11 protein-coding genes are annotated in these 12300 nt (G+C 56.2%); 7 read left to right on the top strand and 4 right to left on the bottom strand.

Annotated features, from left to right (window positions below; translation table 11 throughout):
* Positions 1–94: 94 nt before the first annotated feature.
* Together pntB and pntA are read right to left on the bottom strand one after the other, a co-directional pair.
* Complete coding sequence (gene pntB, locus ACMWLG_RS08790; RefSeq protein ID WP_032668239.1) at positions 95–1483, bottom strand: Re/Si-specific NAD(P)(+) transhydrogenase subunit beta; 1389 nt, start codon at positions 1481–1483, stop codon at positions 95–97.
* A 10-nt stretch (positions 1484–1493) separates the two neighbouring features.
* Positions 1494–3023, bottom strand: a complete 1530-nt coding sequence (pntA, locus tag ACMWLG_RS08795; RefSeq protein WP_023311474.1) for a Re/Si-specific NAD(P)(+) transhydrogenase subunit alpha — start codon at positions 3021–3023, stop codon at positions 1494–1496.
* A 535-nt stretch (positions 3024–3558) separates the two neighbouring features.
* Here pntA and ydgH point away from each other — a divergent pair.
* The 3 genes from ydgH to folM all read left to right on the top strand — a co-directional run bounded on the left by ydgH (position 3559) and on the right by folM (position 6833).
* Positions 3559–4503, top strand: a complete 945-nt coding sequence (gene ydgH / locus ACMWLG_RS08800; protein ID WP_045356963.1) for a DUF1471 family protein YdgH — start codon at positions 3559–3561, stop codon at positions 4501–4503.
* Positions 4504–4688: 185 nt separating this feature from the next.
* Entirely contained in the window at positions 4689–6071 is a 1383-nt protein-coding gene (locus ACMWLG_RS08805) for an amino acid permease (protein ID WP_414762977.1), read from the top strand.
* 39 nt (positions 6072–6110) lie between these two features.
* Positions 6111–6833 (top strand): dihydromonapterin reductase, encoded by a 723-nt coding sequence (gene folM, locus ACMWLG_RS08810; protein ID WP_045401319.1) that lies wholly within the window; start codon positions 6111–6113, stop codon positions 6831–6833.
* Here folM and ACMWLG_RS08815 read toward each other — a convergent pair.
* Positions 6830–7165, bottom strand: coding sequence for a GlpM family protein (locus tag ACMWLG_RS08815; RefSeq protein WP_023311470.1), 336 nt, complete (start codon positions 7163–7165; stop codon positions 6830–6832). The genes folM and ACMWLG_RS08815 overlap by 4 nt on opposite strands.
* A 128-nt stretch (positions 7166–7293) precedes the next feature.
* Here ACMWLG_RS08815 and rstA point away from each other — a divergent pair, with 128 nt between their 5' ends.
* The 4 genes from rstA to tus all read left to right on the top strand — a co-directional run bounded on the left by rstA (position 7294) and on the right by tus (position 10894).
* On the top strand, positions 7294–8010 hold the full coding sequence (gene rstA / locus ACMWLG_RS08820) for a two-component system response regulator RstA (protein ID WP_021241154.1): 717 nt from the start codon (positions 7294–7296) through the stop codon (positions 8008–8010).
* Positions 8011–8256: 246 nt separating this feature from the next.
* Positions 8257–8517 carry a hypothetical protein gene (locus tag ACMWLG_RS08825; RefSeq protein WP_045401321.1) on the top strand — a complete coding sequence of 87 codons (261 nt, stop codon included), beginning with the start codon at positions 8257–8259 and terminating at the stop codon, positions 8515–8517.
* 75 nt (positions 8518–8592) lie between these two features.
* Positions 8593–9891, top strand: coding sequence for a two-component system sensor histidine kinase RstB (gene rstB, locus ACMWLG_RS08830; RefSeq protein ID WP_045401324.1), 1299 nt, complete (start codon positions 8593–8595; stop codon positions 9889–9891).
* Between the two features lie 73 nt (positions 9892–9964).
* Positions 9965–10894 carry a DNA replication terminus site-binding protein gene (tus, locus tag ACMWLG_RS08835; RefSeq protein ID WP_045401327.1) on the top strand — a complete coding sequence of 310 codons (930 nt, stop codon included), beginning with the start codon at positions 9965–9967 and terminating at the stop codon, positions 10892–10894.
* Here tus and fumC read toward each other — a convergent pair whose 3' ends face one another.
* Positions 10895–12289 carry a class II fumarate hydratase gene (fumC, locus tag ACMWLG_RS08840; RefSeq protein WP_045401331.1) on the bottom strand — a complete coding sequence of 465 codons (1395 nt, stop codon included), beginning with the start codon at positions 12287–12289 and terminating at the stop codon, positions 10895–10897.
* Positions 12290–12300: the final 11 nt, after the last annotated feature.

Consider the following 12300-nt stretch of genomic DNA (forward strand, 5'->3'; position numbering starts at 1 on the left):
GCCGGGCCTACAAACCCGTAGGCCGGGTACGCGTCAGCGCCACCCGGCAATAAAAAAACCGCCGAATTCGGCGGTTTTTTCGTTTCAGCGCAACTTACAGCGCTTTCAGAATCGCATCCACGCTGGCTTTAGCATCGCCGAACAGCATGTGGGTGTTCTCTTTGAAGAACAGCGGGTTCTGAACCCCGGCATAGCCGGTATTCATGGAGCGTTTAAACACAATCACGTTCTGCGCCTTCCATACTTCCAGAACAGGCATACCGGCGATTGGGCTACCCGGGTCGTCCTGTGCCGCAGGGTTAACGGTATCGTTGGCGCCAATGACCAGCACGGTGTCGGTGTCGGCGAAATCATCGTTGATCTCATCCATTTCCAGCACGATGTCGTAAGGCACTTTCGCTTCCGCCAGCAGCACGTTCATATGGCCTGGCAGACGCCCTGCCACCGGGTGGATACCAAAGCGAACCTTGATGCCGCGCGCGCGCAGCTTCTCGGTGATTTCCGCAACCGGATACTGCGCCTGCGCCACCGCCATGCCGTAGCCTGGAGTGATGATCACGGAGTGCGAATTTTTCAGCATGTCTGCGGTATCTTCCGCAGAAATTTCACGGTGCTCACCCACTTCTTCATCCGCACTGGAAGAAGACCCATCGGTCCCGAAACCACCGGCGATAACGCTGATGAACGAGCGGTTCATCGCCTTACACATAATGTAAGACAGGATCGCACCGGAAGAACCCACCAGCGCACCGGTGACGATCAGCAGGTCGTTGCTCAGCATAAAGCCTGCCGCCGCTGCCGCCCAACCGGAGTAGGAGTTCAGCATCGAGACAACCACCGGCATATCCGCACCGCCGATGGACGCCACCAGGTGCCAGCCAAACGCCAGCGCGATGATGGTCATCACCAGCAACGCCAGTACCTGCAGGCCCACGCTTTCGGTACGCACGAAGACCACCAGCAGAACAAACGACACCACCAGCGCCGCGAGGTTCAGCTTATGACGGTTTGGCAGCATCAGCGGTTTAGAGGAGATCTTCCCGCGCAGCTTGCCGAACGCGACAATGGAACCGGTGAAGGTCACCGCACCGATGAAGATACCGAGGAACACTTCCGTCAGGTGGATATTCACCAGAATCGGTTCCAGGCCCGGTTCGTGATACAGGTAGCTGTTGAAGCCCACCAGCACCGCCGCCAGACCCACGAAGCTGTGCAGAATGGCAACCAGCTCCGGCATCTCGGTCATTTCAACGCGTTTTGCCAGGCGAATACCAATCGCGCCGCCGATGATCATCGCCACCAGGATCCACGCCACGTTGCCGGTATCCGGCCCGAAGATGGTGGCAATCAGCGCAATCGCCATCCCGGCGATACCAAAGTTATTACCCTGCTGAGACGTTTCGTGTTTGGAAAGCCCCGCCAGACTGAAAATAAACAGGATTGCAGCAACAATGTATGCGGCTGTCACTAATCCTCCAGACATATGCTACCCCTTAGCCTTTACGAAACATTTTCAGCATGCGCTGAGTCACGGTGAAACCACCGAAAATATTGATACTGGCGATCAGCACCGCGATAAAGCTCAGGAAGCTGATCCAGCCGCCGTGACCAATCTGCAGTAACGCCCCCACCACGATGATCCCCGAGATGGCGTTGGTTACCGACATCAGCGGCGTATGCAGCGCATGGGAGACGTTCCACACCACGTAGTAGCCCACGACGCAGGAGAGCGCGAAGACGGTAAAGTGGCCGAGGAACTCTTTTGGTGCGACGTCAGCCAGCCAGCCGAACAGAATAATCACCAGCGCCATGATCGCGTATTTGCGCCACGGAGAAGCCGGTTTGGCGGGTTCTTTTGGCTCAGGTGCCGCTTTCGTTGCCGCCTGAGGCTGAGCAGAAACCTGAATAGGCGGCGCAGGCCAGGTAATTTCACCTTCACGAACCACCGTGACGCCGCGCACAACAACATCGTCGAAATCAACGGTGACGTTGCCGTCTTTCTCTTTGCAAAGCAGCTTCAGCAGGTTGACGAGGTTGGTGCCATAGAGCTGAGAAGACTGCGTAGGCAGGCGGCCCGGCAGATCGGTATAGCCGATCACTTTTACGCCGTTAGCGGTCGTGGTTACCTGATTTGGAACGGTATATTCACAGTTACCGCCGTTTTGGGCGGCCAGGTCGACAATCACGCTGCCCGGCTTCATGGAGTCAACCATCTCACGGGTAATCAGCTTCGGCGCCGGTTTACCCGGGATAAGCGCGGTGGTGACAATAATGTCGACATCTTTCGCCTGGGCGGCGAAGAGTTCCATTTCGGCTTTGATAAAGGCTTCGGACATCACCTTCGCGTAACCGTCGCCGCTGCCTGCTTCTTCCTTGAAATCCAGCTCAAGGAATTCGGCGCCCATACTCTGGACCTGTTCCTTTACTTCAGGACGGGTGTCAAAGGCGCGTACGATAGCGCCCAGGCTGTTTGCCGCACCGATTGCGGCAAGGCCCGCCACGCCTGCGCCAATCACCATCACTTTCGCCGGAGGGACTTTACCCGCGGCGGTGATTTGACCGGTAAAGAAGCGACCAAACTCGTGGGCCGCCTCAACAATAGCGCGGTAGCCGGCAATGTTTGCCATGGAGCTTAAGGCATCCAGCGACTGCGCGCGCGAAATGCGCGGCACGGAGTCCATCGCCATCACGGTCACGCCGCGGGCCGCCAGCTTCTCCATCAGCTCCGGGTTTTGCGCAGGCCAGATGAAGCTCACCAGGGTCGTTCCCGGATTGAGCAGCGCAATCTCACTCTCTTCCGGTGCGTTGACCTTCAGAATCACCGGCGACTGCCAGACGTCAGCACCGTCGACCACTTCCGCGCCGGCCTGGATAAAGGCCTCGTCATCGAAACTCGCCAGTTTGCCCGCGCCGCTTTCAACCGCGACCGTAAAACCCAGTTTAAGCAGTTGCTCCACCGTTTTCGGTGTTGCCGCTACGCGGGTTTCATTGGCTAACCGTTCTTTTGGTACCCCAATACGCATAGTTTTCCCTTCCATCGGTTTTTGATGATGGTTTATCGATAAATGCCCGCGGTTTGTATCAATTTTCGCCATCGCGCAAGCGACGAGAGATGATTAACCCCGGAAAATAAAACAGTAACAAACTGTCTATAACCTACTGAAAATAGCGCCCGTGATCTACCGCCAGAAAACACTATTTCTTACTTTATCTGTGAAAAATAAGCGATCGGCGTCACTGACAGTGATATTTACCTTAAATTCACTGCCAGAACCGATAAAACGCGCAAGCGAAGCGGTAAAAACATGATATAGCGCCATAAGAGAACAACTTGTTAACATTAAATTAACTTGTAAAAGTCATATGCTTTATCAGTTTTACTTGTCAAACGCGTGTTTTTTCAACATATCACTAAATGTTATCGAATTCGGTGATTCAGTAAGCACAGGCAGTGAAAAATGGCGCAGACAGCGACGGGTTTTAAATGCAATAATCGGGACCGTCTCAAATTAACAACAATACCAGTACATGGTTTGCGCAAGGCGAAGGATCATTTTTATGAAGCTTAAGAACACACTCCTGGCGTCCGCACTTCTTTCCGCGACCGCCCTGTCTGCGAATGCCGCAACAGAGTTAACGCCGGAGCAAGCGGCAGCGTTAAAACCTTTTGACCATACGGTCATTGTGGGTCGTTATAATTCTATTGGCGACGCCGTCGCCGCTGCATCAAAAGCCGCAGATAAAAACGGAGCGGCCTCGTTTTATGTGGTTGACCAGTCCGATTACGGCAACAGCGGTAACCAGCGCGTGACCATTGCGCTGTTCAAAGACAATGCGCCGAAAGCTGACGCACCAAAAAACCGCGTGATCAACGGTGTTGTTGAACTGCCGAAAGATCAGGCGATTGAGCTGGAACCTTACGACACCGTCACCGTTCAGGGCTTCTATCGCAGCCAGCCTGAAGTGAACGATGCCATTACCAAAGCCGCGAAAGAGAAAGGGGCCTACTCTTTCTTCATCGTGCGTCAGGTCGATGCTAACCAGGGTGGCAACCAGCGTATTACCGCGTTCATCTATAAAAAAGATGCGAAAAAACGTGTTCTGCAGAGCCCGGATGCCATCCCGGCGAATTCAGAAGCAGGTCGCGCGGCGCTAGCTAAAGGCGGCGAAGAAGCGAAGAAAGTTGAAATTCCAGGCGTAGCAACGACGGCTGCTCCAAGCGCTGAAGTGGGCCGTTTCTTCGAAACGCAGTCCACGAAAGGTGGCCGTTATTCCGTTACGCTGCCGGACGGTACCAAAATTGAAGAGTTGAACAACGCCACTGCAGCGCAGATGGTGCCGTTCGACAGCATCAAGTTTACCGGCAACTACGGCAACATGACGGAAGTCTCTTACCAGGTCGCGAAGCGTGCGGCGAAGAAAGGGGCGAAGTACTACCACATCACCCGCCAGTGGCAGGAACGTGGTAACAACGTGACCATCAGCGCCGATCTGTACAAGTAACAACATCGTTTACGAAAGGCGGCGCAATGCCGCCTTTTTTTGTTACTTTTTTTGAATTTCTGCCTCACGTCATTGCATGCATTCGTTACACTCCGTAAAATCCCGCGCCTTAGTGTGATCCACCATTTTTATGCGCCTGAGCGAAATAATTATTCTGGATTTTGACCTTTCATAACAGGATGCCAATGGAAAAGAAACTTGGCTTGAGTGCTCTGACTGCACTCGTTTTAAGCTCAATGCTGGGTGCAGGCGTATTCAGTTTGCCGCAAAATATGGCCGCCGTCGCCAGCCCTTCCGCGCTCATCATTGGCTGGGGCATTACGGGTGTCGGCATACTGCTGCTGGCCTTCGCGATGCTGCTGCTCACCCGCATTCGCCCCGATCTGGACGGCGGCATTTTCACCTATGCGCGTGAAGGTTTCGGCGAGCTGATTGGCTTCTGTTCCGCATGGGGATACTGGCTGTGTGCCGTTATCGCCAACGTCTCTTATCTTGTAATCGTCTTCTCGGCGCTCAGTTTCTTTACCGATACGCCTGAGCTGCGCCTCTTTGGCGACGGGAATACCTGGCAGTCTATTGTGGGCGCCTCGGTGTTGCTGTGGTTCGTCCACTGGCTGGTGTTGCGTGGCGTACAAACGGCCGCCAGCATCAACCTGGTGGCGACGCTGGCGAAACTGGTTCCGCTCGGCCTGTTTATCGTTCTGGCCTTTATTGCGTTCCGTCTGGACGTTTTCAGGCTTGATTTTAGCGGCGTTGCGCTGGGCGTTCCCGTCTGGGAGCAGGTGAAAAACACGATGCTGATTACCCTGTGGGTGTTCATCGGCGTAGAAGGCGCGGTCGTGGTTTCTGCCCGGGCCAGGAATAAACGCGATGTGGGCCGCGCCACGCTGCTGGCTGTACTGGCCGCGCTGGGGGTCTATTTGCTGGTGACGCTGCTGTCGCTGGGCGTGGTGGCGCGTCCTGAACTGGCTGAAATGCGTAACCCGTCAATGGCAGGCCTGATGGTGAAAATGCTTGGTCCCTGGGGCGACGTGGTGATTGCCGCAGGGCTGATCGTCTCCGTCTGCGGCGCTTACCTGAGCTGGACCATCATGGCGGCTGAAGTGCCGTTCCTGGCCGCGACGCACAAGGCGTTTCCACGCCTATTCGCCCGTCAAAACCAAAACAGCGCGCCGTCGGCATCGCTCTGGCTGACCAACATCAGCGTTCAGGTCTGTCTGGTGCTGATCTGGCTCACAGGTTCTGACTATAACACCCTGCTGACCATCGCCTCGGAGATGATTCTGGTACCCTATTTCTTAGTGGGTGGGTATCTGTTAAAAATTGCCACACGCCCGGCGCATTATGTCGTGGGTGTCGGAGCCTGTATTTACGGCCTGTGGTTGTTGTATGCTTCCGGGCCTATGCATCTGCTGCTGTCGGTGGTGCTGTACGCACCGGGTCTGCTGGTGTTTATCTACGCCCGCCGCACGCATCAGCTGGAGAACGCGCTGAATCGCCGTGAAATGGCATTAATTGGACTGTTACTGGTTGCTGCCCTGCCGGCAACCTGGATGTTAATGGGTTAGCATCGCCTTTCCCATTGTTGAACTGTAAAGGAGAATACGATGGGAAATGCACCGCTTCGCCCAATACTGATTACCGGTGGAGGCCGCCGTATCGGCCTCGCCCTCGCCCATCACTTTCTCAACCTTCGCCATCCGGTCATTGTCAGCTACCGTACGGAATACCCGTCGATTGAAGGGTTACGCAAAGCCGGGGCGGTCTGCATTCAGGCTGATTTTTCGACCGATGAAGGCATTCTGGCTTTCGCGGAAAAGGTAAAAGCCGCCACGACGGGACTGCGCGCCGTGATCCATAACGCCAGCGCATGGCAAGCCGAAAAACCCGGTACGTCACTCAGCGAAACGCTCTCCTCCATGCTGCAGATCCACGTCAATGCCCCTTATCTGCTTAACCACGCTCTGCAGGATCTGCTCCGCGGTCATGGGCACGCGGCGGGCGACATTATTCACTTTACCGATTATGTGGTTGAGCGCGGCAGCGACAAGCACATCGCCTACGCGGCCAGCAAAGCCGCGCTGGATAATATGACACGCTCGTTTGCCCGCAAGCTCGCGCCCGAGGTGAAGGTGAACGCCATCGCCCCGGCGATGATTTTGTTTAACGAAAACGATGATGCAGAGTATCGTCAGCAGGCGCTGAATAAGTCGCTCATGAAAATCGCCCCGGGCGAGAAAGAGGTCATCGATCTTGTGGATTATCTGCTCACCAGCTGCTACGTCACCGGCAGAACCTTTGCCGTGGACGGCGGCCGACCGCTGCGCTAGTGAAAGCGGCTCCAGAAGAAAATTAACACCCAGGCGCTGAGTCCCCAGCAGACTACCGCCCCGCTCAGCGCCAGGGGAAGACGCAGAAAACCGGTGAAATACCACAGCGAAAGCAGGTAGAGAAAATACGGAATGATAGACCACATGCCAAACACGATGGTTGTGCGTAACGCTTCCGTGCCCCGCTCAGAAGCCACGATATAGTGGGCAATCAGCGCAAAGGTCGGGAACAGCGGGATTAGCCCGGCAATGTAGTAGTTTTTCGTTTTTGCCAGAATGCCAATCAGTAACACCACCAGCGCGCCCAGCGCGGCTTTGATCGCCAGCCCCATACTTTTTCCTATAACAATCAAATAACATTAAGAGCCAGAATAACGGAACCGGCGTTAATTTTGAAAGATTAATGGAAGGTTAAGGTTCCGCGGTGTATGTTGGCTTTTTTCACGAAAACAGACGCTGTATGAATAAGATTGTTTATGTTGAAGACGAACCCGAGGTCGGGCAACTGATCGCCGCCTATCTGGGTAAACATGATATGGACGTCATTGTTGAACCTCGCGGCGATCGTGCCGAAGAGGTGGTCGTCCGTGAAAACCCGGATCTGGTGCTGCTGGATATCATGCTGCCAGGCAAAGACGGCATGACGCTCTGCCGTGACCTGCGCGCCCGGTGGGAGGGCCCTATCGTTCTGCTCACCTCACTGGACAGCGATATGAACCACATTTTGTCGCTGGAGATGGGCGCAAATGACTACATTCTGAAAACCACACCGCCTGCCGTCCTGCTTGCCCGCCTGCGCCTGCATTTGCGCCAGCACGCCAGCATCGAACGCGAAGCGCCCGCGCCTTCTCTGACGCCGCACAAAGCGATGCGCTTCGGTACGCTGTCTATCGACCCTATTAACCGCCAGGTGCTGCTCTCCGGCGAGCTTATCGCCCTCTCCACCGCAGACTTTGACCTGCTGTGGGAGCTGGCAACGCACGCAGGGCAAATTATGGACCGCGACGCGCTGCTGAAAAACCTGCGTGGCGTGAGCTATGACGGAATGGACCGCAGCGTTGACGTGGCGATTTCGCGTCTGCGCAAAAAGCTGCAGGATAACGCTACCGAGCCCTACCGCATTAAAACCGTGCGTAACAAGGGTTATCTGTTTGCCCCGCACGCCTGGGAAACCTGACTCCGTTATCCGGTTAGCATAACCTGCGCGAAATGAAGGGATTAAACACCGATGCCCTCTCTTTCGCGCGTTTATTTATCCGTTTGCGCAACAATTGACTTGCTAAGCACGCGAACTATTCCATAATTAAGTCTCCCACTCTCCTTTCTTCAGCTCGCCCCGACTGCATGTAGACTCGCTTTCACCGCGAAGCGTTACGATATCTCTCCCATACAATCTTGAAATGAGGATTTAAGCCTATGGCATATGTATAGCTACAATCAGGTAGAAGCCATCAAAACCAATCTCGAGTGGATTGTTAATCAGGCAGCTTTAAGGCGCGCCTCTCCCTCGCGCTCCGATCAAAAAGCGCTTTTTGACCTGCTGGAACTTATCCAGTATTTCGAAATACTCCTGGATTTAATTAACGAATTCGGTACCGATGTGATTGATACGCACATTGCAGAAGGCCTGGCCGTGACGGAAAAACTCATCGCCAAGGTAAAAAACAGCGCGAAAGCCATGTAACACGCGCGACAGACGTGAAAAACGCGAAGGGTTTTCATGTATATTCTGCACATAGCGTTTTTTCGGTGAGACCCAATGAAAAAGCTGTTTGTGCAGTTTTATCTTTTACTGTTTGTCTGCTTCCTGGTCATGACCATGCTGGTCGGGCTGGTCTATAAATTCACCGCCGAACGTGCGGGCAGGCAGTCGCTGGACGATCTGATGAAAAGCTCGCTCTACCTGATGCGCAGCGAGCTGAGAGAGATCCCCCCACACGACTGGGCGAAAACCCTCAAAGAGCTGGACCTGAATCTGTCGTTCGATTTACGCATCGAGCCGTTGAAAGATTTCGATCTGGATCCGCCCGCTATGCAGCGTCTGCGCGACGGGGACATCGTCGCGCTGGATGAGAAATACACCTTTATCCAGCGCATACCGCGCAGCCATTACGTGCTGGCCGTCGGGCCGGTGCCCTATCTCTACTATCTCCACCAGATGCGTCTGCTGGACATGGCGCTGATGGCCTTTATCGCCATTTCGCTCGCGTTTCCGGTTTTTATCTGGATGCGCCCGCACTGGCAGGACATGCTGAAACTGGAATCCGCCGCGCAGCGTTTTGGCGAGGGGCACTTTACCGAACGCATTCACTTCGACAGCGGTTCCAGCTTTGAACGTCTGGGCGTGGCTTTTAACCAGATGGCCGATAACATCAATGCCCTGATCGCCAGTAAGAAGCAGCTGATCGACGGCATTGCGCACGAGCTGCGCACGCCGCTGGTTCGCCTGCGCTACCGTCTGGAGATGAGCGAGAATCTGACTGACGCGGAGTCTCAGGCGCTTAACCGCGACATCGGCCAGCTTGAGGCGCTGATTGAGGAGCTGCTGACCTACGCGCGCCTCGATCGTCCGCAAAACGAGCTGAACCTCAGCACGCCGGATCTGCCCGCGTGGCTGCAAACCCACATCGATGACGTTCAGAGCGTGAACCCGCAGCGCACGCTGTTAACGCGCGTCACGCCGGGTGATTACGGCGCGCTCGATATGCGCCTGATGGAGCGCGTGCTGGACAATCTGATGAACAACGCCATGCGCTACAGCGAAAGTACGCTACAGATCGGACTGGATTTGCAGGGCAATCAGGCCAGCCTGACGGTGGAGGATGACGGTCCGGGGATTGCCCCGGAAGCGCGAGAAACCGTGTTTGAACCGTTTGTCCGCCTCGACCCCAGCCGCGATCGCGCCACTGGCGGATGCGGCCTGGGGCTGGCGATTGTTTACTCTATCGCGCAGGCGATGGGCGGCACGGTGCATTGCGAAGAGAGCGAGCTCGGCGGCGCGCGCTTCTGCTTTAGCTGGCCGGTGTATCATAACATCGCCCTTCCCGTCCCTGCCTGACCTTAACCGCACGCTGGCCTGACCCGGCGTGCTGTGCTATATGATAAGTATGTTGTAACTAACGAGAGTGTTTATGGCGACTTACGATCTCCTAGAACGGCTGAACAGCACGTTTCGGGAAATAGAACACGAGCTCCTGACCCTGACCGAACGTTTGCAGAACTGCCGCCTGCTGGCCGCGCGCGTCTTTACCCTGCCCGAGGTGGCTAAAGGGGCCGAGCACGACCCGCTGGACACCATCGAGGTTGAACAGCACATCGGCAGCGCCGCCCTTGAGCTGGCGCTGAAGCACTATCGCCGCCTGTTTATCCAGCAGCAGTCAGAAAACCGCAGCAGTAAGGCCGCCGTGCGTCTGCCCGGTGTGATCTGCCTGCAAACCGATGCGACAACGCGTGACGCGCTGGAAAGCCAGATTACCCATATCAACACCCTGAAAGCGGCCTTTGAAAAGATCGTTACCGAAGAGTCCGGCCTCGCCCCTGCCGCCCGGTTTGAATGGGTGCACCGTCAGCTTCCGGGGCTGATTACCCTGAACGCCTATCGCACGCTGACGGTACTGCGTCACCCCGCCACGCTGCGCTTCGGCTGGGCGAATAAGCACATCATTAAAAACTTCACCCGGGATGAGATTCTGGCGCAGCTGGAAAAAAGCCTGAAGACGCCGCGCGCCGTCGCACCGTGGTCGCGCGAGCAGTGGATTGAGCGCCTGGAGCAGGAGTACCACAGCATCGCCTCGCTTCCGGCGGACGCGCGCCTCAAGATAAAGCGCCCGGTGAAGGTGCAGCCTATCGCCCGCGTCTGGTATTCCGGCCAGCAAAAACAGGTTCAGTATGCCTGCCCTACGCCGCTGATTGCGCTTTATGATGCCGACCGGGGAGCTATCGTGCCGGATATTGGTGAGTTGCTGAATTACGATGCTGAAAATGTCCAGCACCGTTACCGACCTCAGGCGCAGCCGCTGCAGCTGATTATTCCGCGGCTGCACCTGTACGTGGCGGGATGACTATTTCAGGCTGCCGACCATCGCCTCAGGGCGCACCCAGGCATCGAAATCCTCCTCCGTGAGATAGCCCAGCGCCAGGGCGGAGGCTTTCAGCGTCAGCCCCTCTTTATGCGCTTTTTTCGCGATCTCGGCGGCTTTGTCGTAGCCGATATGGGTATTCAGCGCCGTCACCAGCATCAGGGATTCATTGAGCAGCTGGCTGATACGCTCGCGATTCGGCTCAATCCCTACCGCACAGTGCTCGTTAAAGCTCTCCATCCCGTCCGCCAGCAGACGAATCGATTGCAGTACGTTATGGATCACCATCGGGCGATAGACGTTCAGCTCGAAGTTGCCGGACGCACCGCCCAGGTTGACGGCCACGTCGTTGCCCAACACCTGACAGCAGAGCATGGTCATGGCTTCGCACTGGGTCGGGTTCACTTTACCCGGCATGATGGAGCTGCCCGGCTCGTTTTCCGGAATACTGATTTCACCGATGCCGCAGCGCGGACCCGAGGCCAGCCAGCGCACGTCGTTGGCGATTTTCATCAGCGAGGCCGCCAGCCCTTTCAGCGCGCCGTGGGTGTGGACCAGCGCATCGCAGGTCGCCAGCGCTTCGAACTTGTTGGGCGCCGTGACGAACGGCTGCCCGGTGATGTTTGCCAGCTCCTCCGCCACGCGCACCGCGTATTCAGGATGGGTGTTTAACCCTGTCCCGACCGCCGTTCCGCCGAGCGCCAGCTCCGCCAGGTGCGGCAGGCTGTAATCAATATGCTTCAGGTTATGTTCCAGCATCGCCACCCAGCCGGAAATCTCCTGGCCGAGCGTCAGCGGCGTGGCGTCCTGCAGGTGCGTACGGCCAATTTTGACGATGTCGCGGAAGGCCTGCGCTTTCTCGTTGAGCGTGGCTTTCAGGACGTTAAGCTGCGGGATAAGCTGCTCGCGTATAGCGATGACCGCCGCCACGTGCATCGCCGTCGGGAAGACGTCGTTGGAACTCTGGCTTTTGTTGACGTCATCGTTCGGATGGACCTTACGCTCCATGCCGCGCACGCCGCCCAGCAGTTCGCTGGCCCGGTTCGCCAGCACTTCGTTCATGTTCATGTTGCTCTGAGTGCCGGAACCGGTCTGCCAGATGGCGAGGGGGAATTCGTCGGGATGCTTACCCGCCAGCACTTCGTCGGCGGCGTTGATGATGGCGGTCGCTTTTTCTGCCGGCAGCAGGCCTAAATCCTGGTTCACTTTAGCGGCGGCGCGTTTGGTGAGCGCCAGCGCCTGAATCAGCGAGACGGGCATTTTTTCAGTCGAAATACGGAAGTGCTCCAGCGAACGCTGGGTTTGCGCGCCCCATAGCTTATCGGCCGGGACGTCGATGGCGCCCATCGAATCTTTCTCATGGCGTACCGTGGTCATTACTTTCTCCT

It is taken from the genome of Enterobacter sp. 01-M-02-SI-ECC (genome assembly GCF_047530595.1).
Lineage (GTDB): Bacteria > Pseudomonadota > Gammaproteobacteria > Enterobacterales > Enterobacteriaceae > Enterobacter > Enterobacter cloacae_M.

Bases quoted from the DNA above. Each gene is read 5' to 3' on its own strand.
- ACMWLG_RS08815 (WP_023311470.1), bottom strand. From the start codon at position 7,165: ATGGGGCTGGCGATCAAAGCCGCGCTGGGCGCGCTGGTGGTGTTACTG.
- rstB (WP_045401324.1), top strand. From the start codon at position 8,593: ATGAAAAAGCTGTTTGTGCAGTTTTATCTTTTACTGTTTGTCTGCTTC.
- pntA (WP_023311474.1), bottom strand. From the start codon at position 3,023: ATGCGTATTGGGGTACCAAAAGAACGGTTAGCCAATGAAACCCGCGTA.
- rstA (WP_021241154.1), top strand. From the start codon at position 7,294: ATGAATAAGATTGTTTATGTTGAAGACGAACCCGAGGTCGGGCAACTG.
- ACMWLG_RS08805 (WP_414762977.1), top strand. From the start codon at position 4,689: ATGGAAAAGAAACTTGGCTTGAGTGCTCTGACTGCACTCGTTTTAAGC.
- folM (WP_045401319.1), top strand. From the start codon at position 6,111: ATGGGAAATGCACCGCTTCGCCCAATACTGATTACCGGTGGAGGCCGC.
- pntB (WP_032668239.1), bottom strand. From the start codon at position 1,483: ATGTCTGGAGGATTAGTGACAGCCGCATACATTGTTGCTGCAATCCTG.
- ACMWLG_RS08825 (WP_045401321.1), top strand. From the start codon at position 8,257: ATGTATAGCTACAATCAGGTAGAAGCCATCAAAACCAATCTCGAGTGG.
- fumC (WP_045401331.1), bottom strand. From the start codon at position 12,289: ATGACCACGGTACGCCATGAGAAAGATTCGATGGGCGCCATCGACGTC.
- tus (WP_045401327.1), top strand. From the start codon at position 9,965: ATGGCGACTTACGATCTCCTAGAACGGCTGAACAGCACGTTTCGGGAA.
- ydgH (WP_045356963.1), top strand. From the start codon at position 3,559: ATGAAGCTTAAGAACACACTCCTGGCGTCCGCACTTCTTTCCGCGACC.